At 35.2% G+C, this 23,707-nt stretch carries 19 protein-coding genes and 2 pseudogenes; 10 read left to right on the forward strand and 11 right to left on the reverse strand.

Annotation, left to right across the window (positions count from 1 at the left end):
- Positions 1 to 355: 355 nt before the first annotated feature.
- Both ACIQVU_RS17945 and ACIQVU_RS17950 read left to right on the forward strand, forming a co-directional pair.
- On the forward strand, positions 356 to 1,363 hold the full coding sequence (locus ACIQVU_RS17945) for a hypothetical protein (RefSeq protein ID WP_340808405.1): 1,008 nt from the start codon (positions 356 to 358) through the stop codon (positions 1,361 to 1,363).
- Positions 1,364 to 1,479: 116 nt separating this feature from the next.
- Positions 1,480 to 2,607, forward strand: a complete 1,128-nt coding sequence (locus tag ACIQVU_RS17950; protein WP_340808406.1) for a SpoIIE family protein phosphatase — start codon at positions 1,480 to 1,482, stop codon at positions 2,605 to 2,607.
- Between the two features lie 64 nt (positions 2,608 to 2,671).
- Here the strand turns inward: ACIQVU_RS17950 and ACIQVU_RS17955 are convergent, their stop codons facing one another.
- The 4 genes and pseudogenes from ACIQVU_RS17955 to ACIQVU_RS17970 all read right to left on the reverse strand — a co-directional run bounded on the left by ACIQVU_RS17955 (position 2,672) and on the right by ACIQVU_RS17970 (position 7,910).
- A complete protein-coding gene (locus ACIQVU_RS17955; RefSeq protein WP_340808407.1) occupies positions 2,672 to 3,538 on the reverse strand; it encodes a CheR family methyltransferase in 867 nt (288 codons plus the stop codon).
- A gap of 2 nt (positions 3,539 to 3,540) precedes the next feature.
- Positions 3,541 to 6,285 (reverse strand): ATP-binding protein, encoded by a 2,745-nt coding sequence (locus ACIQVU_RS17960; RefSeq protein ID WP_340808408.1) that lies wholly within the window; start codon positions 6,283 to 6,285, stop codon positions 3,541 to 3,543.
- A gap of 136 nt (positions 6,286 to 6,421) precedes the next feature.
- Positions 6,422 to 7,571: pseudogene (tnpB, locus tag ACIQVU_RS17965) on the reverse strand (IS200/IS605 family element RNA-guided endonuclease TnpB).
- An 11-nt stretch (positions 7,572 to 7,582) separates the two neighbouring features.
- Positions 7,583 to 7,910, reverse strand: a pseudogene (locus tag ACIQVU_RS17970) (transposase).
- A 260-nt stretch (positions 7,911 to 8,170) separates the two neighbouring features.
- Here ACIQVU_RS17970 and ACIQVU_RS17975 point away from each other — a divergent pair.
- The 4 genes from ACIQVU_RS17975 to ACIQVU_RS17990 all read left to right on the forward strand — a co-directional run bounded on the left by ACIQVU_RS17975 (position 8,171) and on the right by ACIQVU_RS17990 (position 10,028).
- Positions 8,171 to 8,500, forward strand: coding sequence for a PadR family transcriptional regulator (locus ACIQVU_RS17975; protein ID WP_340808409.1), 330 nt, complete (start codon positions 8,171 to 8,173; stop codon positions 8,498 to 8,500).
- On the forward strand, positions 8,497 to 8,904 hold the full coding sequence (locus tag ACIQVU_RS17980) for a permease prefix domain 1-containing protein (protein WP_340808410.1): 408 nt from the start codon (positions 8,497 to 8,499) through the stop codon (positions 8,902 to 8,904). The genes ACIQVU_RS17975 and ACIQVU_RS17980 overlap by 4 nt, the downstream gene beginning before the upstream one ends.
- Before the next feature lie 2 nt (positions 8,905 to 8,906).
- Positions 8,907 to 9,545, forward strand: a complete 639-nt coding sequence (locus ACIQVU_RS17985; protein ID WP_340808411.1) for a hypothetical protein — start codon at positions 8,907 to 8,909, stop codon at positions 9,543 to 9,545.
- A gap of 102 nt (positions 9,546 to 9,647) precedes the next feature.
- Positions 9,648 to 10,028, forward strand: coding sequence for a hypothetical protein (locus ACIQVU_RS17990; protein ID WP_340808412.1), 381 nt, complete (start codon positions 9,648 to 9,650; stop codon positions 10,026 to 10,028).
- A gap of 412 nt (positions 10,029 to 10,440) precedes the next feature.
- On the opposite strand, the gene ACIQVU_RS17995 is transcribed toward ACIQVU_RS17990, so the two are convergent.
- From ACIQVU_RS17995 to ACIQVU_RS18015, 5 genes are all read right to left on the reverse strand, one after another.
- On the reverse strand, positions 10,441 to 11,523 hold the full coding sequence (locus ACIQVU_RS17995) for an ankyrin repeat domain-containing protein (RefSeq protein WP_340808413.1): 1,083 nt from the start codon (positions 11,521 to 11,523) through the stop codon (positions 10,441 to 10,443).
- A 423-nt stretch (positions 11,524 to 11,946) separates the two neighbouring features.
- Positions 11,947 to 13,428: a malate:quinone oxidoreductase gene (locus ACIQVU_RS18000; protein WP_340808414.1), complete on the reverse strand. Its 1,482-nt coding sequence runs from the start codon at positions 13,426 to 13,428 to the stop codon at positions 11,947 to 11,949.
- 421 nt (positions 13,429 to 13,849) lie between these two features.
- Positions 13,850 to 13,975: a hypothetical protein gene (locus ACIQVU_RS18005; protein ID WP_340808415.1), complete on the reverse strand. Its 126-nt coding sequence runs from the start codon at positions 13,973 to 13,975 to the stop codon at positions 13,850 to 13,852.
- Positions 13,976 to 14,122: 147 nt separating this feature from the next.
- Complete coding sequence (locus ACIQVU_RS18010; protein WP_340808416.1) at positions 14,123 to 14,398, reverse strand: hypothetical protein; 276 nt, start codon at positions 14,396 to 14,398, stop codon at positions 14,123 to 14,125.
- Positions 14,399 to 14,557: 159 nt separating this feature from the next.
- The gene (locus ACIQVU_RS18015) at positions 14,558 to 14,767 is read right to left on the reverse strand and encodes a hypothetical protein (RefSeq protein ID WP_340808417.1); all 210 of its coding nucleotides are present in this window, start codon (positions 14,765 to 14,767) and stop codon (positions 14,558 to 14,560) included.
- Positions 14,768 to 15,038: 271 nt separating this feature from the next.
- Here ACIQVU_RS18015 and ACIQVU_RS18020 point away from each other — a divergent pair, with 271 nt between their 5' ends.
- Genes ACIQVU_RS18020 through gnd form a run of 4 tightly spaced genes read left to right on the forward strand, consistent with a single transcriptional unit; the run spans position 15,039 to position 20,100 of the window.
- Entirely contained in the window at positions 15,039 to 15,767 is a 729-nt protein-coding gene (locus tag ACIQVU_RS18020; protein ID WP_340808418.1) for a GntR family transcriptional regulator, read from the forward strand.
- Entirely contained in the window at positions 15,760 to 17,295 is a 1,536-nt protein-coding gene (gntK, locus tag ACIQVU_RS18025) for a gluconokinase (protein ID WP_402896590.1), read from the forward strand. The genes ACIQVU_RS18020 and gntK overlap by 8 nt, the downstream gene beginning before the upstream one ends.
- A 21-nt stretch (positions 17,296 to 17,316) precedes the next feature.
- Positions 17,317 to 18,663 carry a GntP family permease gene (locus ACIQVU_RS18030; protein ID WP_340808420.1) on the forward strand — a complete coding sequence of 449 codons (1,347 nt, stop codon included), beginning with the start codon at positions 17,317 to 17,319 and terminating at the stop codon, positions 18,661 to 18,663.
- Positions 18,664 to 18,696: 33 nt separating this feature from the next.
- Positions 18,697 to 20,100 carry a decarboxylating NADP(+)-dependent phosphogluconate dehydrogenase gene (gnd, locus tag ACIQVU_RS18035; protein WP_340808421.1) on the forward strand — a complete coding sequence of 468 codons (1,404 nt, stop codon included), beginning with the start codon at positions 18,697 to 18,699 and terminating at the stop codon, positions 20,098 to 20,100.
- 54 nt (positions 20,101 to 20,154) lie between these two features.
- Here the strand turns inward: gnd and ACIQVU_RS18040 are convergent, their stop codons facing one another.
- On the reverse strand, positions 20,155 to 21,678 hold the full coding sequence (locus tag ACIQVU_RS18040; RefSeq protein WP_402896593.1) for a histidine kinase N-terminal 7TM domain-containing diguanylate cyclase: 1,524 nt from the start codon (positions 21,676 to 21,678) through the stop codon (positions 20,155 to 20,157).
- 672 nt (positions 21,679 to 22,350) lie between these two features.
- Positions 22,351 to 22,992 (reverse strand): peptidylprolyl isomerase, encoded by a 642-nt coding sequence (locus ACIQVU_RS18045; RefSeq protein WP_340808423.1) that lies wholly within the window; start codon positions 22,990 to 22,992, stop codon positions 22,351 to 22,353.
- Positions 22,993 to 23,707: the final 715 nt, after the last annotated feature.

The raw sequence follows: 23,707 nt of genomic DNA on the forward strand, positions 1-23,707 counted from the left end.
TTTAGCAAAAATTACGTTCACTTTACTTTTCACCCACCCAAAAAGGATACAGGACTATGAAGTGAATGTTTTTTGCTAAAAAATAGAAATGTTGGATGCGTTCTTTTTTATATAATAAATCAACCGCAACAAGCCCTACCCAGCCTAACTCAGCAACAGATCGTTAATAAGCCCCATCCATTTTCCCCTGAAATACTGCTACAATGGTTGTTATAAATGCTAAAAAACCCTGCTCTTTTCTAACCCTCGCTCTTTCCCCTTTGCTGCATATTGCTCATAAGTATTTCATATTAATTTTTATATCCCACTGCACTAGAATAAGCTTGAAACATAATGATTGAGGAGGAATCCATCAATGAATTTAATGGATATTTATATTGATGAGGTAGCTAAAAGGCTGCATAAAGATAAACGTGAAGAAGTAAAACTCAAGCTAAAGGCTACCATTAAAGATATGCTGCCACAGGAGTATTCAGAATCAGACCTTAAGGGAGCACTGAAAAGGCTTGGGAGCCCTGTAGAGGTTGCTGCAAGCTATCGCGATACACCCCGTTTTGTTATTCATTCAAATGTTTACGATCAGTATATAAGAACATTGACATTCGTTCTGCCATGGGCAATTGTTATGACAATCATTGTGCAAATAACAAATAGAGTTATACTTTCTTCAGGAGGAGAGGCACTCCTTTCTACAATCATTTCAGCAATTGCCATGACGATTGTCGCTATTTTTTCTGTGCTATTTCATGTACTCCTTTGGGCTACAATTATTTTTATTGTGATAGATCGATTCGGCTACGATAAAATTTCATTACCTTTTATGACAAACAGTAAGCAATGGACACCTGATGATTTAGTAAGCATAAAAACAATTTCTCAGGAAAAGGCCATTCCTCGCAGTGATACTATGTTTAGTCTTGTAGGTATCGCTATTTTTTCCTATGTTTATTGGAATGCCAATCGTCTTTTAGGTATTTATACAACGAATGAGGACGGTAGCTTAAAATTTGTCATGCCCGTCTTTAATCAAGGCACCTTGCTTTTATTCGCTCCAAGCGTGTTATTTTGTATTATCGTAAGCCTTGCCCTACTATTTTTAAAATGGCGTTTAGGTCAATGGACAATGCTAATTGCCATTATTCATGCAGTGCTTCAAAGTATCGCAACTATTGTTTTTATCCTAATAGTTATTCATCCAGATATCCTGCATAGTGCCGCTCTTCCTTATATTGCGGTTATTACAGAAACTACCTCAGCAAAGGTTGCTTTTGTGATAGACAAAATTTTGCTGATTAGTATCATTATTGCTGTTTTAGCCAATGCATTTGATATTTTCCAAGGATTTAAAAAAGCAAAAAGTTAATTTCCTCTATACTTTTCGATCATCAAAATACCTTTACTCACTAATGTTTTGTATAATAATAGAATTAATAGTCATTGATATGCATGCCAATTCAATTAGAGTAAGGGGAAATAACTATGACCATTCTTCTAGTAGATGACAATCAGGTTAATTTATTTGTCATTGAAAAAATATTAAAAAACGCAGGCTATACAAACTGTGTTTCTTTGGCATCTGCTTATGAGTTATTCGATTATTTACATTTAGATGCACAAAATACAGTAGATTTAATTTTATTAGATATTATGATGCCAGAAATAGACGGAATTGAAGCCTGCAGACGCATTAAGCAACATGAAAAGTTCAAAGACATTCCCATTATATTTGTGACTGCACTTGAGGATAAAAACAAGCTTGCTGAAGCACTGGATATTGGTGGTGTAGATTATATTACAAAACCGATTAACAAAACGGAGCTGCTTGCTAGAATTCGTGTGGCTCTACGTTTAAAAACAGAGCTAGATTGGCATAAACAACATGAAAAGAAGATCACCTATGAATTAGATTTAGCTACACATGTACAAAGAAGCTTACTTAGTCCTCCATTAGATGAAAAGGATATTCGTATAGAAGTTTCATATTTGCCATGCTCTAATTTAGCAGGAGATATGTATTATTGGCATAAAATAGATGACCATCGGTATGCTATTATTTTATTAGATATGATGGGACACGGTATATCTGCAGCGCTTGTTTGTATGTTTATTTCCTCGGTATTAAGGGAGGCTGTGAAACAATTAAATGACCCAGAGCTTGTCATTAAGGACTTAAATCGTTATATGACCCTTTTACAAGATGGCAAGGAACATCAGCTTTATTATTTCACAGCTATTTATTTAGTGATTGATACAAAACAAAAAACAGTCGAATACATAAATGCTGGTCATCCTGCTGGATATGCACTGATTGATGAAAAAACATGTATTCCATTAAATCAAGGTAGCTGTGCAGTTGGCTTTTTTGATGAAATTGAAGTAACAAAGCAATATATTCAATATGAGCAGGATATTCAAATTGTCTTGTTTACAGATGGCGTGTTAGAAGCAATGGGACCATGTGAAATAGAGGCTGAAAAACATTTGCAAGCGCTCGCATCCTCTAAATGGAATTATTCACAAAGCTTAATTGATAATTTATTACCACAGGAACAACAAGAAAATCAGCCTGATGATATGTGTGTATTAATGATTCAAGCTACTTCTTAAATAGCTGCAAATCAGGGGATTGATTTTCATTCCAATCATGTACTTTTGGAAAAATCCACTTTGCTTACCTATTAGCAAAGTGGATTTTTTGATAAATTCTTTCATTGGATGCAAGCTCTATATACTTTGAAGTAACTCCTTCAAATGGCAATGCTTCTTTATCACCTAAACATAAAAACCCTTTATCGCTTAGGCTTTCAGCAAATAAATGATGCACATGGCTTTGTAGCTGTGGTGAAAAATAAATTAATACATTTCGACATAAAATAACATGAAACTCATTAAATGATTGATCTGTAACTAAATTATGCTGAGCAAAAATAATATTTTTCAATAATGCTGGATGAAAATAGGCATATTGATAATCTGTTTTATAGTATTCAGAAAAAGCATGCGTTCCCCCAGCAAGCATATAGTTTTTTGTATATGCCTGCATTTTCTGAATGGGGAAAGCACCTTTCTTCGCCTTTTCTAAAACCTGCTCATTCATATCCGTTGCATACATTACTGCCCTTTCCATCAGCCCTTCTTCTTGCAGCAAAATAGCCATTGAGTATACTTCCTCACCTGTTGCACAACCAGCATGCCATATACGGATTTCAGGATATTGTCGTAAGGCTGGAATAACCTTCTCTCGAAAGGCTTTAAAAAAGCTAGGGTTGCGAAACATTTCCGTTACATTTATTGAAAAATCATTTAATAGCTGCTCTAAAAATGCTGTATCATAAATAGCCTGCTCCTGTACACGGGAAATCGTTGGGATATTATTAATTCTCATCCTATTATGGATTCTTCGCGAAATGGATGAACGATTATATTGTCGAAAATCAAAGCCTGATAAACGATAGATAGCCTCCAGTAACAAATCAATTTCTAAATTTGTTTGCTTATTTAAGCTCTTTGCATGCTCTAAAGGCTGAAATTGCTCCATGCTTATAAACTCCCCTTCGATACTAGCCATACTCTTAATACCGATAGTAATTGCTCTAAATTTAATGGCTTACTAATATAATCGGATGCGCCAGCCTCTAATGCTTTATCACGATCATTTTTCATTGCCTTTGCTGTCAAGGCGATAATTGGCAAATCTGTTTGTTTCATTTGCTGTCGAATAATCGACATTGCTTCATAGCCATCCATATTTGGCATCATAATATCCATAAGAATCAAGTCAATATGATGGTTAGTCTGTACCATTTCTATACACTCAAGCCCATCTTTTGCAATAAGAATATTCATGCCTCTTTTTTCAAGCGTTGTTTTCAGTGCATAAATATTGCGATGATCATCATCCACAATTAAAATATTTTTCCCTTGAAAAACCTCTATCTCATGCTGGGCTATTTCTTCGTTTGCTAATGGCTGTTCCGCTATTATGTCAGCCTGCTTTGCTGTAGCTACAACCTCATTCATCGCAAGCTGCTGACACTGCTCCTCCTCGATTCCATTTGGTAGGCTTGGAAGCGTTACTGTAAAGCTACTGCCCTGTCCCTCTTCACTTTGAAGTGTAATCCAGCCACCAAGTAATTTGGCAAACTCCTTACAAATCGATAAGCCAAGCCCCGTGCCTCCATATTTCCGAACAGTGGCTCCATCAGCCTGCTGGAATGATTCAAAAATAAGCTGGTGCTTATCTTTAGAAATACCGATGCCCGTATCAGACACAGTAATTTCTAGCCAATCATTACTAATCTCTTGCATATTGCTTGTTAGCTGTTGCTGTGTAAGCTGCTGAATCGCTAATGTAACAGAACCACTCTCGGTAAATTTAAACGCGTTTGATAATAGATTTTTTAATATTTGATGGAATCGTTTTTCATCTGTATGGAACACATCCACCACATTATCTGCCTTTGTAATATGGAAAGCTAGGTTTTTCTTCATTGCAACAGGTGCAAATGTATGCTCCATCTGTGCAGGTATCTCATTCATATTTACCTCATTAAAAATAATATCAAGCTTACCTGCCTCAACCTTTGATAAATCTAATATATCATTGATTAATGCCAGCAAATCCTCACCAGAAGAATGAATAACTCTTGCAAATTCTGCTTCCTCATCTGTTAAATTGTTTTGACTATTTTCTGCCAACATTTCTGATAAAATCAAAATGCTGTTTAAAGGTGTTCGTAATTCATGCGACATATTTGCTAAAAATTCAGATTTATAATTGGAATTTACAATAAGCTGTTCTGCAGTTTTTTCTAATTCCGTCTTCGCCTTTTCTAGCTCTCTTGACTTGGATTCTGCTTCTTTTGTTCGTTCCTCAAGCTGTTCATTAATCATTGTGAGCTCTTCCGTCTGCATTTGTAATTCCTCAGATTGTGTTTGAAGCTCCTCTGATTGAACCTGTAACTCCTCAGTCATTGCTCTTGATTCATTTAATAAACGAACAATTTCCATGCGTCCTAAAACACTATTAATCGTTAAGCCAAAAGTTTCGATAACTTGCTTCACTAATTCCTGCTGCAAATGATTAAAGCTCGTCATTGTAGCTAATTCAACAACAGCAATTGCTTCATTTTCAAAAATAATTGGGACAAGCAAAATATTTTGAGGCTTTACTTCTACTAATCCTGTTTGAATGACACGGTAGTCTTGCGGAATAGTATCATAAAATAATATCTTTTTTTCTAACGCACATTGACCAATTAATCCCTGTCCCAGTTTGAAGCTGTTTATACCAACACTATGCCCCCCATCAGCAAAAGCAGCTTTTTTCATAAACTGTACTTGATCCTCCACTTCCTCTCGGATATATAATGCACCAAGAGCGGCCTCTGTTTTTTGTGCTACCTCTGATAGAAAGGTTTCAGCCAATCCTGTAAGTGCTGAAATACCTTGATATTTCTTCACAATATCTGCAACATTTGTTTGAAGCCATTCTCGTTTTTCAACGGACTCTAAAAGTATATTTGTTGCATCTGCAAGACTCTTCACTTCATCATTCGTCTTTACATGAATACGTCTTTTGAAGTTTCCCTTTGTTGCGGCAATTTCTTGAATTGTTTGCGTGACCTCTGCGATAGTTTTCACAATCGAGCGAGAAATTCCACTTGCGATAAGAATAGAGATCGCAGAAATAGCTATTAAAATACCAAATAAGCCGACCGTTAACTGACTATTTTGCTTATCTAATTGATGAGCTTTTGTTTGTGTATAGACATTTTCAGTAGAACGGAAGGAGTCAAATAGCTTACGCATTTTTTCAATATCCTGACGCCCATTATCCACTTTAAAAAATTCATTTAATGCTGCTGTATCATTATCCTTTGTAAATTGAATCGTTGGATTACCTGAATGTTCAATCCAATGTTCAATTGTTTCTTCTATTTCTTGTAATTTTTCCTTTTGAGTTGGCCTACCTTTTATTTGTAAATACAGATTATTAATATCCAATTTCCAACTTTCTGCTGCATTATCATAAGGCTCAAGATAGCTTGGATCACCTGTAATAATAAAAGCTCGCTGACTGGATTCCATATCTAATACATATTTTTCGATATTATTCGTAAGCGCTTGAACCTTTGAATCATATTCAATAATATAATTTCTTTCCTCCTGCAAAGAGGTAATTTGATGATTTAATATAATAACGGCTGCAAGCAGACAAAGAATTATAACGATATAACCTAATGTAATTTTGGAGCGTATTCCTAGTTTTAGCCTATTCAACATTTGGTTTTCCTACCTTTACCTTTTCATTCTACTTCTTATTACTAACATACAATCAATTGAACTACCCCCACTTACTCGCTAACGCTCCTTGAAGTGGGAGATTCCTAAGAACACCAGCGTAACCGCTAGTTATGGATTAGGCTATCCCCGTAGTCCCTACGGTTAGAAGCCTTATTGCTTCATTTTTTAGGTTTATACTTGCGTTCATATCTCTGTCATGATGTATTTCACAAGCAGGACAATTCCATTCACGAAGGTTTAGATGCTTAACGTCTTTGTTTTTGTAACCACAAGATGAACACAATTGGCTTGAAGCAAATGTTTTGGATACAGTCACTACTTGTTTGCCGTACCATTTTGCTTTGTACTCAAGCACCGTTCTAAATTGTGACCATGCTGCTTCACTGATTGCTTTCGCTAACTTGTGGTTTTTTAGCATATTGGACACTTGCAAATCTTCGATACCGATGACATCGTGGTTTTTGATGATTTCAGTTGAGATTTTTTGCAAATAGTCTGTTTTTGCATGCGCTATTTTTTCATGAATACGTGCTACTTTACGTTTTGCTTTTGATAGTTTTTCGCTTCATCTAGCTTACATTTTCGTTTGAATGCTACTTCCTGTCGCCTAGACAGAATACGCTGTTCTTCTACTAACTTTTCTTCTAATGTGCGAAACCATTTAGGGTTGCCGAATCGTTGCCCTGTAGAAAGAATCGCAAAATCTTTGAGTCCTACATCGACACCGACAGAAGAACCTGTTTTTTCTACTGGCTGCACGTCTGTTTCAGCAAGAATGGATACAAAGTATTTACCACTTGAATTGCGTCTGATTGTCGCGTTAAGTATACGCCCTTCAACCTCACGACTTTTTGCAAACTTGACGAATCCAAGTTTGGGCAACTTGATTTTGTTTCCTACAATCGCTATATTGCCGTTCGTATATTTCGTTGTGTAAGATTGTACTTTACTTTTTTAGACTTGAAACGTGGTGCTTTGTTCTGTTTTTTGAAGAATCTTGCATAAGAATCCGCAAGGTTTTTAAGGGCGGATTGAAGCGCAATGCTGTCTACTTCTTTCAACCATACGAATTCTTTTTTTAATTGCGTTAATTCAGCAGAAAATAAATGGTAAGATAATCCTTTGCCTGTTTCTTTGTACATGTCGTTCCATTTTGCTAAAAAATGGTTGAACACAAAACGAGAACAGCCAATCGCCTTTGTGATGAAGATTTCTTGCTCTTTGTTTGGATAGATACGGAATTTGTATGCCTTGTTTACCAACATTGCTTTTCACCTCACTTTAGACCTTGATTTTCGATATACTTTTTAACTACGTTGATGGGAGAACCACCCGTAGTTAATAGACAAAAACTTCTTGACCAAAACATTTCTTTCCATCATTTTTTTCTTACTTGTGTAAAGTCCTTTTTCATCATTTGAATAGAACGTGAATATGGTCATCCATTCAACTAATGATATATTGTATTTCTTTCCTAACTTGACAAACATATCTTTTGCATAGTCAGATATTTCGTTATCAAAGACTTTTTTACGGTATTTAACAACTAATATAAGATGGTAATACATCAAGAACACTGAATGATTATTACTATCTAATTTCATTGAAATACCAGCCTTTCTTTTAGATAAGACTGATTCTATCATAGCACAAAAAACGAGATAATTTTTAGGCTTATACCTAGCCGACAGAAGACTCCCACTTACTCGCTAACACTCCTTGAAGTGGGAGTCTTCTGTCGGAAAACGATAAAACAGGTGTGTTGATTTCTGTTACTGCTACAAAATAAATTACTTTGACAGATAGAGTAATATTTGCTAATATTACTCTGACAGATAGAGCAATAAACTAAAGTAGGTGACTTATGGTTCGAAGTGATATTATCCGAGGACATTTGGATGCGATTATTTTACGACTAATTTCGGAAAGGGATCGCTATGGCTATGAAATTTCTCAGGAAATAAGTCTTCGTACAAACAATCGTTTTCAAATTAAAGAAGCGACATTGTATGCTGTGTTCCAACGTCTTGAAAAAAGAGAAATTATTGAAGCCTATTATGGAGATGTTTCGCATGGTGGCAAAAGAAAGTATTATCGCATTACTCCACTAGGTAAAGCCTATTTAAGTGAATTAGTAAAAGAGTGGTCGGAAGTAAAAGAAATTATCGACTTATTTATGGAGGACTTAGAATGAAAAGAATAAAAAACCATATTGATGAGCTTTTTAAGGATATTCCGCATAACAATGAAACCGAAATGGTGAAACAAGAAATCATTGAAAACCTTGAGGAAAAAGTATTTTATTTGATGGAGCAAGGAAAAGAGCAAGAGGATGCCATTAATAAAGCTATTGTAGAATTTGGCGATATGGAGGATTTAAAAAAGGAGCTTGGTGTGAGAGAGCCTGCTAAAAAAAGTATGGCAAAATTAAATTTAGAGTTTTCTGTTTGGGGCAGTATTTTAATTATTGCATTTTTTATTTTTATAAATCTTTATTACACACCACATACAATTTGGGCGATTTATCCAATTTTCGCAATCCTTTGGTGGCCGCTATCAATGTATTTCGTATGGTCACGCAAGAAATGGAGTGAATAACTATGAAAAACTTTATTAACTTTTCACTAGCAGGAAGTTTAATGACTATTATTTTTTTAGGCATTGTCAATTACATAACTTCTCCTCAAACGTTGTGGTTTATTTACCCTTGCTTATTACTATTGCTATGGCCAATTACATTAATTTTTATGGTAAAAAAAATGTACAAACAATATTCACTCGTTTGTAGTATGATGATAATTGCATTTCTTATTGTAGAAAATTATTTAGATGCGCCTCAACATTTATGGTTTGTTTATGCCATTTACCCAATTATTTGGTGGCCTATTCTTATGTACTTAGGTGAAAAAGCTAAAACATTACAAGTTGCGCTAATTGGCTGCATATCCACGATTATCTATTATTCTTTATTAAATATAATTATTTCTCCTCAGTACCCTTGGGCTATTTATCCTGCATTTTTAGTGTTATGGTGGCCTTTAGCTTTATATCATGCCCAACGGAAAACTTTTGTAGCTTTCTCTGTTACAGCTACATTATTAATTAGTATCTTTTTTATTATTGTAAATATCGTTTCTTCGCCAACTATTATTTGGGCAATTTACCCTATTTTCGTTACACTATGGTGGCCTTTAAGTATGTATTTTTATGTATATAAAAGGAAAATATATCATATATAAGAATGGTATCAAATGGTTGGACTTCACAATATTATTAATTTAGACTAATAAACATACAATTCCTTTGACTTTGTTTAAACAATAATAGTGAGGTGAGTGACATTGACCTATATCATTATAATCCTCGTCATTTGTTCTCTTATTTCTGGTGCATTCATTATTACCAGTGTTGTAAAACAGATCAACGCAAGTAAGCAAGTGTTTCAACAGCAAAAGGAAATCTTGGATGAGGGTACGCCTGCCAAAGCTGTGGTTAACGCTATTGAACATACAAATGCCATGATTGGCAATCATCCGAAAGTAGTACTAGATTTAACTGTTACTCTACCAAATGGAGAAATGACAAATACGATTATCAAGACCGCCATTCCTATCGTACACATCCCTTCATTCCAAAAAGGTGAAGTCATCGACGTAAAATATAAAACAGTCAATGGGCAACTGAAATTTGAGGTAGTAGACTCTTATTCGCCTTATAGCTAGCATGTCAAGAAGCTCCTTTTTGAACGAAGGAGCTTATACTTTTAATAATTTTATATTCACAACTACTAGTATAAGATTTGGTAAATAGAAGAATAACAAAACCTTTACTAATAGCCTCACTGAGCCAATAACAGCAAACACACTGCCAATTGGTAAAGTAGCTAATATGATACTCCCTATAACCAGATGGAAATATAAAAAAGCTAGCACTACTATTTGAGCAATATACGTATATGGAAATAATAAATTTATAGCAACTATTGGAAGAGAGAGGCCTAAATAGACAAATCCCAGTCTATTTTATATAACCCTCCCATCCGTCATAAAATAGGAAAAACCCATTAAATATAAACTATTGGCTAGCATTATTACACATTTTATAAGTGGTAGCACTGCTTTATCCTCAATTTCATCAACATTTCTCAATTTCCCCTTCAAGAAATTGAATAAGATATTTTTCCGGCTCAGTAAGGAACTCTTGAAAGCTGCATAAATTTGCATATTCCTTATGCTCAATATCATAGCACCCTACTTGTCCCTTTGGGTTCCATACTATTTGAATATCAGAATAGTTATCAATATTTGCCGAAAGACGCAGTAGCTTTTGACGACCAAGCTTGATTTCAATTGTATCTATTAGTGTAAAAAAATCGATATAATGAATATTATAATCATTTGACGGAAGCTCAAGCCGCAATTGATCTCCTGTTAAAAAATCAATTAGTGCATCTGGTAATTGATACTTTTTCAGCTGATACTTTTTATTTTCTAAATGATGAAGTGCTGTTGGTTCTAATGCCTTCAAATAGTCAGCCAACTCTTTATTTTTCATACTTACTGCAATCGTATAAGCTCTTTCCCCGTCTTTCTCTACTAAAGTAATATCCGCACCCCGCTCAACCAAATATTTTACCATAGTCAAATTACCCATACGTGTAGCAACGGTTAACGGTGTAGCGCCATACGGATAGACCCTATCTGGCCGTTGATAATTAATATTTACCCCATGATCAAGTAAATATGAAACTATTTTCATATCATAATTTGATACAGCCTGACGCAATAATGCTCCACCGTGCTGCCGAATATCAAGCCCAAGCTCGTGAATAAGCGGGATATTTTTTTTATTGCCATAATACGCTTGCGAATAAGCCCCAGAGCCGACCTGATTATCTCCATCTAGCTTTGCCCCATGCTCAACAACATAACGAACTATCTTCTCCCTACAATATCGAACAGCCTTTAAGAAAGCGGGATTCTTTTCAACATTTAAATTTACATTATGCGCTACTAATAATTTTACTACATCAAATTGTTGTGAAATTAATGCTAAGTCTAATGGGCTTAATGATATGTGCTTACTTAATGAAATAGCCTCTTCAATATTCCAGCCATTATTCAGTGCATGCTGTAAAGCAGAAATATCACCTTTATAGATATACATTGCAAGTTCTGGTAGCTGATGAAACGTTCCAATATCTTGTAGCTTAATCATTGAATAAATAACCCCTTTCCTACATTTACAAATAGTATAGAAAACATACTGCTTGCAAGTAATTTAGTCAATTAAATAACTCTCTTGATTTAAATCAATGCCTCTGCACAATACTTTCTCTAAATAATAGTTATAGGCTATACTACAATGTAGCCTCTATCATTCTTAAAATGATTATGTTTTGATTGTTCCTTTTTTGGAAAAAAAGACAATTTATCTTACGGGTCACCATTGCAAGCTATGTATATTTATTGTGTACCTGCTCTTTTGTATTAAGAGTTGTATATTTTTTAAAAATGGACGGTATATATTACAAAATATTTTAATATATAATGATATATGCTATTTTCGCCAAATAAAAATGGAACCCCCAATCTTGAGATGATTGAAGGCTCCATTTAGAAACGCTTACATAAGTTACCTTTATTTTAACTGAAGTGCTTTATCTGTTGTTTCATTAACTTCTTTTAAAAGCTCTGGGTTTTCTGCTAAAGATAAACCGTAAGATGGAATCATTTCTTTAATTTTTGGCTCCCATTCTTTCATTTGTTGTGGGAAGCATTTATTAATAACCTCAAGCATAACATGTACAGCCGTAGACGCACCTGGTGAAGCTCCTAGTAACGCTGCAATTGAGCCATCAGCAGCACTTACAACTTCTGTACCGAATTGAAGTGTTCCTTTACCGCCAGCTTCTGTATCTTTAATAACTTGTACACGTTGACCAGCTACAATAATATCCCAATCATCACTTTTTGCATTTGGAATAAATTCACGTAATTCATCCATACGTTGCTCTTTTGATAGCATAAGCTGCTGGATTAAATATTTTGTTAAAGCCATTTCTTTAACGCCTGCTGCTAGTAATGTTGTAATATTATGCGGCTTTACAGAAGCGAATAAATCCATATTTGAACCTGTTTTTAAGAACTTTGGTGAGAAGCCTGCAAATGGTCCAAATAATAATGATTTTTTATTATCAATATAACGTGTATCAAGATGTGGAACAGACATTGGTGGCGCACCAACTTTTGCTTTTCCGTATACTTTTGCATGATGTTGCTCAGCAACTTCCTGATTTTTACATGCTAAGAATAGACCACTAATAGGGAATCCACCGATATGTTTTCCTTCAGGAATACCTGATTTTTGTAGTAATTCAAGGCTTCCTCCGCCAGCGCCAAGGAAAACAAATTTCGCTGTATGGTATTCCATTTTACAACCATCTAAATCGTGAACATGTACTTCCCATGAACCATCACTATTTTGTTTTAAGCTTTCAACACTATGATTGTAGTTAATATCGACATCTTGTGTTTTTAAATGATCAAATAACATACGTGTTAAAGAACCAAAGTTAACATCTGTACCCGCATCGATTTTTGTTGCAGCAATAGCTTCATCTGCTGAACGATTCTCCATAATCAATGGAATCCATTTTTTTAGTGTTGTAGGATCATCAGAAAATTCCATTCCCTCAAATAATGGATTTTTCGTCATTGTTTCATAACGTTTTTTTAGAAACTCAACATTTTCTTTCCCTTGTACTAAGCTCATATGTGGTAAAGGCATAATGAAGTCTTGTGGATTAGCAATTAGCTGATTGTTTACAAGATACGACCAGAATTGCTTTGAAACTTGGAACTGCTCATTTACGTTAATTGCTTTTTTGATATCGATAGTTCCGTCTTTTTTCTCAGAAGTATAGTTCAGCTCACATAGTGCAGCATGTCCAGTTCCCGCATTGTTCAACTCGTGAGAACTTTCTTCTCCTGCCTTCTCTAGCTTTTCGAATACTGTAATTTTCCAATCTGGTGCTAATTCTTTGAGTAATGTTCCCAAAGTTGCACTCATGATTCCGGCACCAATTAAGATAACATCTGATTTAATTTGTCTGTTACTCATTTTTACCTTCCTTATATATTAAGATTTGCAGAAAGGATGTAAGCTCTCCTGCTTAGAAGTACAGTAAGCCGTGGAGTAACCTTCGAGCACACCATTTCTGTATCAATTATTACCTTATTGCAGTTTATCACAATTAATTCAAGAATAAAATATCAACTATTTATATGAGATTTATCCGTTTTTTTCGAGCCTTTCTATTCATAATTCAAGCAAAAAAACTACTATTATTTTATAGGTAATTTCACTGTTATAAAATTAGCAGCATCAAAATAGTTGACATTTTCATATAAACCAACTCTTTATGTTGTTATATCTATATAATAACATAAAAATATTGTTTGGAAGCAATATTGTAGACTATCCATTCTCAAAACAAAAAGTCGCACTTCACATATAGCAAGTACGCCCCTTTCCAATATATTTACAATAGCTTCATCAATAGCTGATAAAATAGCCCTTTATATAGAATATCAAGCACACCAGCAATAATGACCACAACAATTATTAAAAATATAAATGTTTTTTTATTTTTAGAAATCCATTTCAATAGATTCCACTCCTCTAACTTTATAGTAAACATATTAAGTATAGATGAGATTTAGGCAAAATAGTAATGCTTATTTATTTTCTGCTATATAGTGGCACTAAAAAGACTTAAGCCCATCAACTTGAGCTTAAGTCTTTTTCCTTTTTACTATCGTGTTATGTTTTCCTTCATTTCATGTAGCTGCTGCTTAATCTGTGCTAGGTATTCTTTATTTTGTTGCACTGTATCCAAATGTTCACCATATTGCTCTGCGTTGAAACGTGCATTTTCTGCATGTTCAATTTGATTGAAGGCATGCTCTATCGCTATCTCCTCTGGATGTGATTTTGCATGCTTTAACAAACGATCTGCTTTTTGTACAGAATTACTAAACAATGTACTTGGATGATCCTGCTTCCAGCTTGTATCTGAGTGTTTAGCCATTTATTTCTCTTCCCTTCTTAAATAAGTTAAATGCTCTAGAAAGTATTCAAAAAATATAACATGAGGAACATAACACATTATTTCCCAGGTTATAAAAAGGAACTAAGGCATAAACCTTAGTCCTTCTTCTCAATGTGCTGAATAGCTGTCAAATATAAATTAGTGCCATGCTGTTCGCTCGCTTACAGGCTGTTGAGTACCTGTTTTCCCTCGGCTTTCAGCAAAGTTGTTTACTTGTGCTAAAGCACTATCAAGCTCAAATTCAGAGCCAAACTCCTCCTGCTGAAGCTTCTGATGGCGGTTGCTTTTGCTTGCACTTCTCGTCCCATTGACTTTTGCACTGTTACGATTTGTCTTCATATTTGACATAACCATCCTCCATCGATTATTTGAAAAGCTCATATCAACTTTTCATATTAAAGTTTGTCCACCACTATAAAATTTTATGAATCATAAAATTTTATTCTCTCCTCCTTTTTAGACATAAAAAATCACTATTTAGGGTAAGTATATTGTTGAGTTTCTCTTTATTTTGATTACCATAAGTTTGAAAATAAATTTTAAGACTCTTGCAATCTTATTTTCTTTCCGTCTATAATACTTGTATACAAGTATACTTAAAATAAAAAAAGGTGGTATTATGAGCGAATCTAAGGAGTTTTTATATCCACAAAAATGGCTTTCTAAGGCTTCAACTGGTGATCGTGTAGCTTACGAACTGAGAATGCGTATTATTGCAGGCATAATTGAAAGCGGTACCATTCTTTCTGAAAATAAATTGGCTGCTGATTTTGAGGTAAGCCGCTCACCTATTCGTGAAGCCTTAAGAACATTGTCATCTGAAAACATCATCCGTTTAGAAAAAACAGGCGCTGTTGTACTAGGCTTATCAGAAAAGGAAATTGAAGAAATTTATGATGTTCGTTTATTGATTGAAACATTTGTGTTTGAACGTCTTATTAAAATGGATACAACTAACCTAGCCACGGAACTTAGTAAAATTTTAGAAATGATGAAGGTTGCCATAAAATATAACGACGCTGATGAGTTTTCTTATCAGGATGTTATGTTCCATGAAGCCATTATTCGCTCCATTGGGCACTCTTATATCACAATGATTTGGAATAACTTAAAGCCAGTAATGGAAGGCTTTATTCTGCTATCAATGCGTATGCGCTTTAAAGAAAAATATGAGGATTTTAATCGCATTATTAAAAACCATGAATTATACATTGATGCCATCAAATCAAAGGATAGAAAGCTTATGATTAAATCCCTACACGAAAATTTTGACGATGTCCAAGGGAAGGTAGAAGATTTATGGAGATCACAAATGCTATCCAAAGGAGTTGAAGCACAAGATGACTAGCTATATGTTAGGTGTCGATATTGGTACTACAAGCACAAAAGCCGTACTATTCAGTGAACAAGGCGAAGTGATTCAACACGAGAATATCGGGTATCCGCTTCATACACCTGATATTTCCACAGCTGAGCAAAATCCAGATGAAATTTTCCAAGCTGTACTACAAGCCATCGCCAATATTACGAAAAAGCATTCGGATAAACCGCTATTATTTATTTCCTTTAGTAGTGCTATGCATAATGTTATTGCCATAGATGAAGACGATCAGCCATTAACGCCTGTTATTACATGGGCAGATAATCGTAGTGAAGCTTGGGCACATAAAATCAAAGATGACTGGAATGGTCATGAAATTTATAAAAGAACGGGTACACCTATTCATCCAATGTCACCATTAAGTAAAATTACATGGCTTGTCAATGAACATCCTGAAATAGCTAGTAAAACGCAAAAATACATTGGCATTAAAGAATATGTTTTTAAAAAGCTTTTCGATCAATATGTGGTCGATTATTCATTAGCTTCAGCTATGGGCATGATGAATCTTCATACATTAGCTTGGGATGAGGAAGCATTAACAGTTGCAGGCATTACAAAGGAGCAATTATCAACGCTTGTGCCAACAACTACGCAATTTACTAACTGCAATGCTAAGCTAGCAAAGCAAATTGGCATTAACCCTCAAACACCTTTTATCATTGGTGCAAGTGATGGCGTCCTGTCGAATTTAGGTGTCAATGCCATTAAAGAAGGCGAAATCGCTGTCACAATTGGGACAAGCGGTGCGATTCGTACAATTATTGATAAGCCTAAAACAGATGTGAAAGGTAGAATTTTCTGCTATGCCTTAACAGAGAATCATTGGGTTATTGGCGGACCTGTCAACAATGGCGGTATGATTTTCCGCTGGATTCGAGATGAATTTGCTTCTTCTGAAATTGAAACAGCTAAAAGATTGGGCATTGATCCATACGAAGTATTAACGAAAATTGCCGAACGTGTCAGACCTGGTGCTGATGGATTACTATTCCATCCATATTTATCAGGCGAACGGGCACCTTTATGGAATCCAGATGTACGCGGTTCATTTTTTGGCTTAACAATGTCCCATAAAAAAGAGCATATGATTCGAGCTGCACTTGAAGGGGTTATTTACAATTTATATACAGTTTATTTAGCTTTACTTGAATGTATGGAAAGCCCTGTTACTCGTATTCAAGCAACAGGTGGCTTCTCTCGCTCTGAAATTTGGCGACAAATGATGGCAGATATCTTTGAATCAGATGTAGTCGTGCCTGAAAGCTACGAAAGCTCCTGCTTAGGCGCTTGTATCTTAGGTTTATATGCTACTGGAAAAATTGATTCCTTTGACATCGTTGCGGATATGATTGGTGATACGTATAAACATACACCAAAGGAAGAGGCTGTAAAGGAATATAGACAGCTACTGCCTATTTTTATTCGTCTATCACGACTATTAACAGATGACTATACAGCTATTGCCAATTATCAAAGAAGTTTAAATAAATAAGCTCCAAAGGAGGAACATAACATGCCATTAGTTATTGTCGGAATTGGAATTATTGCATTGCTAATTTTAATCATGGGCTTTAAGCTAAATACTTTTATTTCGTTAATCATTGTATCATTTGGTGTAGCCTTAGCCCTTGGCATGCCTTTAACAGAAATTGTGCCAACAATTGAAGCTGGCTTAGGTGGAACACTTGGTCACTTGGCATTAATATTTGGTCTAGGTGCTATGCTAGGTCGATTAATTGCTGATGCAGGTGGTGCACAGCGTATTGCCATGACGCTTGTCAATAAATTTGGGGAAAAGAATATCCAATGGGCAGTTGTAGCAGCATCATTTATTATCGGTATCGCTCTGTTCTTTGAAGTAGGGCTTGTATTATTAATTCCAATTGTCTTTGCCATTTCAAGAGAATTAAAGGTTTCCATTCTATACCTCGGTATTCCAATGACAGCAGCATTATCTGTTACACATGGATTTTTACCGCCACATCCCGGCCCTACCGTAATTGCTGGGGAATTTGGGGCGAATATTGGCGAAGTATTGCTTTACGGATTTATTATTGCCATCCCAACCGTTATTTTAGCTGGACCGCTCTTTACAAAATTGGCAAAAAAGCTAGTGCCTGAATCCTTCAATAAGGAAGGGAATATTGAATCTTTAGGTGAGCAAAAAACTTTTAAAATAGAAGAAACACCTGGCTTTGGTATTAGTGTTTTCACTGCACTACTACCTGTTATTTTAATGTCGATTGCAACAATTATTACATTGCTACAAAAAACAGTTGGCTTTGATGATAATGCCCTATTAGCTGCCATTCGCTTTATTGGTGAGGCTGGTACTGCTATGTTAATTTCCCTATTAGTAGCTGTCTATACAATGGGGATAGCAAGAAATATTCCAATTAAAGAAGTAATGGAATCTTGTACAACAGCTATCCTGCATATTGGGATGATGCTTTTAATTATTGGTGGCGGTGGCGCCTTCAAACAAGTGCTGATTAATGGTGGCGTTGGTGACTATGTTGCTGAGCTATTCCATGGAACTACATTATCACCTATTTTACTTGCGTGGATTATCGCAGCAATCTTACGTATTTCATTAGGGTCTGCTACAGTTGCTGCTTTAACAACAGCAGGACTTGTTATTCCAATGCTAGGTCAAAGCGATGTTAACCTTGCATTGGTCGTTCTTGCTACAGGAGCGGGAAGCTTAATTGCCTCACATGTAAATGATGCAGGCTTCTGGATGTTTAAAGAATATTTTGGCTTAAGCATGAAGGAAACCTTTGCGACATGGACATTACTCGAAACAATTGTATCTGTAGCTGGTTTAGGATTTATTTTATTACTTAGTTTATTTGTCTAACAATCATCACCATCTAATAAAGGAGCGAAAAAAATGTTAAATACAATAGGCGTTATTGGTTTAGGCGTTATGGGTAGTAATCTTGCTCTGAATATGGCCAATAAAGGTGAACATGTATCGATCTATAATTATACAAGGGATTTAACAGATAAACTTTTGGAAAAGGTTGAAGGTCAAGCACTATCACCTTATTATGTGTTAGAAGACTTTGTACAATCATTAGAAAAACCTCGTAAAGTATTTCTAATGGTGACAGCAGGCAAGGCGATTGATTCGGTTATTCAATCTTTAGTCCCTCTTCTTGACAAAGGCGATATTATTATGGATGGTGGGAACTCTCACTATAAAGATACTGAGCGTAGATATAGTGAGCTAAAGGCACAGGGTATCGGATATTTAGGAATTGGTATTTCAGGCGGAGAGGTTGGTGCGTTAACAGGTCCTTCTATTATGCCTGGTGGCGATAAGGATATTTATGAAAAAGCTGCTCCTATTTTAACAAAAATTGCTGCACAAGCCGATGGCACACCTTGCTGCACATATATTGGTCCCGAAGGTGCAGGGCATTTTGTGAAAATGGTGCATAATGGGATTGAATATGCCGATATGCAGCTTATTGCAGAAGCCTATACATTTTTGCGAGAAAATGTAGGCTTATCAGTTGAGGAAATTGCTGATACTTTTGAAATATGGAATCAAGGTGAGCTAAAAAGCTACTTAATTGAAATTACAGCTGAAATTTTAAGGAAAAAGGATGATATAACAGGCTTACCATTAATTGATGTTATTCTCGATAAGGCTGGTCAAAAGGGGACTGGCAAATGGACAAGCATGCAATCCATTGATAACGGTATTCCTACATCCATTATTACAGAGGCGCTCTTTGCTCGCTATGTATCTGCGTTAAAAGACGAGCGTGTCCATGCGGAATCAATTTTAGCAGGCCCTAACAAAAACCATCTTCATGGCGCAGATAAAGCTATGTGGATTGAATCTGTAAGACAAGCATTATATATGGGGAAAATTTGTGCTTATGCACAAGGGTTTACACAATATAAAATGACATCTGAGCTTTATAACTGGAACTTGCCATTAAAGGATATTGCGCTTATTTTCCGTAGCGGCTGTATTATCCGTGCAGAGTTTTTAAATGTTATTAGTGAGGCTTATGAAAATCAACCTGCGCTTGCTAATTTATTGATTGCTCCATACTTTGCAGAAAAAACAAAGGATTATCAACATGGCTTAAGAAAAATTGTTTCTGAAGGCATTTTATCAGGTACTGCCTTACCATGTTTAAGTGCTTCGCTTTCCTATTACGATAGCTACCGAACTGGCACATCTAATGCTAATTTACTTCAGGCACAACGTGATTACTTTGGTGCTCACACTTATGAACGACGTGACCAAGAAGGCATCTTCCATACAAATTGGTAATAAATAAAGCTAAAATATACAGGATCACATGAATGACCTTGTATATTTTAGCTTCTATTTTTGGTATATACATACTTGATTGCGTCCTGCTTGTTTTGCTGAATAGAGGGCTTTATCTGCTTTATTTAAAAGCTGGTACAATGTTTCCTCTCGATTTGTGGCTTCCGCCACACCACAGCTAATTGTAGTCGTAATTACACCTTCAGCTACTAGCAATGGCTGAGAGGCCACACTATGACAAAGCTGCTGTGCTAAAGCCTCTCCTTCTGCCAACGTACCACCCTTAAGTGCAAGCACAAATTCCTCACCACCATACCTTGCAAAAAGTGCTGCTTTTGTGATTAGTCTTTGACAAACCTTTACAACATGTACAAGCACCTGATCGCCAACGGCATGACCATACGTATCATTTACTTTTTTAAAATAATCAATATCAATTAAAATCACTGTAAAGGGTGCTGCGGTTTCCATCGCCTCTTGGTAAGCTTGATTACATTGCTGAAAAAATGCACGACGATTATAAATTTGCGTTAGCTCATCATAATAAGCTTGCTGCTCTAGCATTTTTTGCAAATTTTTCAGCTCTGTAATATCTGTAAAAATTAACAATAATCCTTTATCATGCTGTAGTGTTGTAATACGTACTTGATAAGTTCGAGTAGTATGAGTCAGCTCAAATTCCGTAGTTTCCAATGTAAAGGGTGTGGATTGTCCAAATATAATAGACCATACTTGCTCAAAATCCAATCCAAACATAATTTTTGATAGCTGAGGAAACATTTTTTGACATGCTCGATTAAACTCAATTAGCCGATAGCATTGATCTAATACTATAACCCCATCGTTCATACTATGAAATATTGCATCTTTAGCAATTGGCATCACTCTAAATAATCGAGAAGAGCGAATAGACCATAAATACAATAGCGAAGAAACCCATAAAACCATTGGAACAGGGTCAATTCCTTGTGGTGTAAAGCCCATCAAATAGATAAAGCCTGTCATCATTGAGATTAGCTGACCACACATTAATGCAATTAATTGCCATCGGTATGCTTTAACTGTTTCTTTCCAATACGTTAAGATCAATAGAAATGCTACAAACATACAGGCAAAGGTATATATACCATGAATGATATACCATATCCCAATCTCTTGATAAATATAAGGAGCCCCAAGTACAGGGTCAATTTCGAATACGCTATAATGTAGATGGTGGATATCATTTGTAGCTACCATTATTAAATTAATAAAGGGAATAAAAAGAAGTGCTATTATTTTTATTTTTGTAATATAAAAGCCTACATAGTGCATAATAAACAATAAGCCTAGTGGAGCTGAAATAGCTATTCCAATATACTGAATAACCGTCCAAAACTTTATTGCCTCTAATGTTGTGGCGGTCATACCAAACGCACTAGCAAAGCAATACAATGCTATAAAAGCTGTATAACCAATAAACAATTGAGCAATTTTTGTATAGTTATAGCGCTTGAGAAATACATACAAACATAAATACAAATTTAATACACCCGATATACAGCTAAGAGTAATAACAGCAGTCAATTGGGAATTCACGTTTATGTACCTCTTTTATTTTTAATTTAGCATAAATATAAAGTTTTGTAGATTAATTTATAAAAAGCTTTGTTACAAATTATTAATCATTTCAACTACTTCCATACATATTTCCCGTACAATATTTTCATATGGCGAATTCAAATATTATTTTCCTTTCCGACCCATCCGGAAATTTTATCGTTTTCCGACAGAAGACGCCCGCTGCAATAACTAGATGGGGGTAGTTCAAACATCCTTTTTACAATAAATATATTGTCTTTACAGGCGCTCTTTCCACGATGACCCGCTTAGAGGCTGCTAAACAGGTAAATGCCTATTGAGGAATATTGCAAGGAGCTGTTACAGCAAAAACGGATTTCATTATTCTTGGCAAAAAACGACGAGGCATTAGCACAAAGCAGAGCAACTAACCCGCCTTGGTGAGGATATTCAAATAATTGTAGAGGATGATTTTTATGGCTTATTTCCATGCCAATAAAACCTTAAAAAATAAGACGCTGGGACAAAAGTATTTTAGCCAATCAAAAAGCCGAACTATTTAAGAAACAATTGTACAGTGTTCCTTAATAGTTCGGTTTGCTCTTTTTATTGAAGGATATTTACTAAAATATCCTTCGGCTTTTCGAAGCTGCAATTTAGTTATGCCCTAGCCTCTTATTGTGCAATTAATTATTTATGAACTTTTGGTGCTGGATAATCAAAGCCCTTTGTATCAACCTCTACCTTTTTCATTTGCTGATCCTCTAATGGCTTATCCGCACCATCTCGCTCAACCGCAACAATGGCATCAACTGTTTCCATGCCCTCAATCACTTTCCCAAAAGCAGCATACTGACCATCGAGCTGTGATTCCTGCTCTACCATAATGAAAAATTGCGAGCCTGCAGAATTGAAGTCCTGTGAACGAGCCATTGAAATAACACCACGCTCATGCTTTAAATTATTTTCAAAACCATTTGCTGAAAACTCACCATCAATCGAATAGTCTGGACCACCCGTACCATTCCCTACTGGATCACCGCCCTGAATCATAAAGCCAGGAATTACCCTATGAAAAATAAGCCCATCATAAAATCCCTTTTCCACTAAAGAAATAAAATTTGCAACAGTATTCGGTGCTGTAGCAGGCTCTAGTTCAATCACAATTTTTTCATCATTGCTCATAGTAATTGTTACAATCGGATTTTCCTTTACCTTTGTTGCATAATCCACCGCATCATCCGCATTATTTTTATCTTCTGTTGTGCCACAGCCTACCAAAAGGAAGACAAGTGTTAGTAATGCTAAAAACCCTTTATAGCGTCCAACCATTTTTTCAACTCCTATTGATCAATATTTCGCATTATCAACTTTATCGCATTATCCTTCTATTGTGAACAGAAACCCTTATATAAGCTACTTGAAAAATATTTATAGCTTTTCTATCTTAATAAACAAATATTCCTATGGAAAAGCCAATTTAGAAGAAACAGCAGCTTATAGTAGTAGCGCTCCTCAATAGGGTTACATATTATTAAACAACCTCTTTAAAGCTATTTTCTAAATGATTTAGAAATTACCCAAATCGTTAGAAAAAGAAAGGCTACGTATAAAATAACGATAAATGTAATTCCAATAGCACTTCTTGGTATAAACCTTAAAGATCAAATTACAGCCATAATAGTAGCAAACTAAAACGATCTTTCCTTATTTTTGTATTCATTTTTTCAGATTAAAAGCAATGATTAAATATGCTATTGGCGGAGATATGATAGCAATTACTATAGATGAATTCCTCCTCAAATATCAAGGTAGGCTTTCTTCATTTTTATCCATAAATCTAAATTATACCTTATATAAAATTTCATTTTTGTAAATATATAGATAAAGTGATTGTAACATATAAAAGAGAAATTTATTATGATTAAATCAAAAAATTATTGCTTGTCTATTATCTATATATAAGGTGATTAACTTTTAGACTTACACTCTTTTTCTTCGTTTTCCTGTATACTATTCTTAATAGATATGAAACGGAGAAAAATGA

It is taken from the genome of Lysinibacillus sp. NPDC098008 (genome assembly GCF_044760715.1).
Classification (GTDB): domain Bacteria; phylum Bacillota; class Bacilli; order Bacillales_A; family Planococcaceae; genus Lysinibacillus.

What these genes read in the sequence shown, in the direction of transcription:
- ACIQVU_RS17945 (WP_340808405.1), top strand. Translation starts at nt 356, where the DNA reads ATGAATTTAATGGATATTTATATTGATGAGGTAGCTAAAAGGCTGCAT.
- ACIQVU_RS17950 (WP_340808406.1), top strand. Translation starts at nt 1,480, where the DNA reads ATGACCATTCTTCTAGTAGATGACAATCAGGTTAATTTATTTGTCATT.
- ACIQVU_RS17955 (WP_340808407.1), bottom strand. Translation starts at nt 3,538, where the DNA reads ATGGAGCAATTTCAGCCTTTAGAGCATGCAAAGAGCTTAAATAAGCAA.
- ACIQVU_RS17960 (WP_340808408.1), bottom strand. Translation starts at nt 6,285, where the DNA reads ATGTTGAATAGGCTAAAACTAGGAATACGCTCCAAAATTACATTAGGT.
- ACIQVU_RS17975 (WP_340808409.1), top strand. Translation starts at nt 8,171, where the DNA reads ATGGTTCGAAGTGATATTATCCGAGGACATTTGGATGCGATTATTTTA.
- ACIQVU_RS17980 (WP_340808410.1), top strand. Translation starts at nt 8,497, where the DNA reads ATGAAAAGAATAAAAAACCATATTGATGAGCTTTTTAAGGATATTCCG.
- ACIQVU_RS17985 (WP_340808411.1), top strand. Translation starts at nt 8,907, where the DNA reads ATGAAAAACTTTATTAACTTTTCACTAGCAGGAAGTTTAATGACTATT.
- ACIQVU_RS17995 (WP_340808413.1), bottom strand. Translation starts at nt 11,523, where the DNA reads ATGATTAAGCTACAAGATATTGGAACGTTTCATCAGCTACCAGAACTT.
- ACIQVU_RS18000 (WP_340808414.1), bottom strand. Translation starts at nt 13,428, where the DNA reads ATGAGTAACAGACAAATTAAATCAGATGTTATCTTAATTGGTGCCGGA.
- ACIQVU_RS18010 (WP_340808416.1), bottom strand. Translation starts at nt 14,398, where the DNA reads ATGGCTAAACACTCAGATACAAGCTGGAAGCAGGATCATCCAAGTACA.
- ACIQVU_RS18015 (WP_340808417.1), bottom strand. Translation starts at nt 14,767, where the DNA reads ATGTCAAATATGAAGACAAATCGTAACAGTGCAAAAGTCAATGGGACG.
- ACIQVU_RS18020 (WP_340808418.1), top strand. Translation starts at nt 15,039, where the DNA reads ATGAGCGAATCTAAGGAGTTTTTATATCCACAAAAATGGCTTTCTAAG.
- gntK (WP_402896590.1), top strand. Translation starts at nt 15,760, where the DNA reads ATGACTAGCTATATGTTAGGTGTCGATATTGGTACTACAAGCACAAAA.
- ACIQVU_RS18030 (WP_340808420.1), top strand. Translation starts at nt 17,317, where the DNA reads ATGCCATTAGTTATTGTCGGAATTGGAATTATTGCATTGCTAATTTTA.
- gnd (WP_340808421.1), top strand. Translation starts at nt 18,697, where the DNA reads ATGTTAAATACAATAGGCGTTATTGGTTTAGGCGTTATGGGTAGTAAT.
- ACIQVU_RS18045 (WP_340808423.1), bottom strand. Translation starts at nt 22,992, where the DNA reads ATGGTTGGACGCTATAAAGGGTTTTTAGCATTACTAACACTTGTCTTC.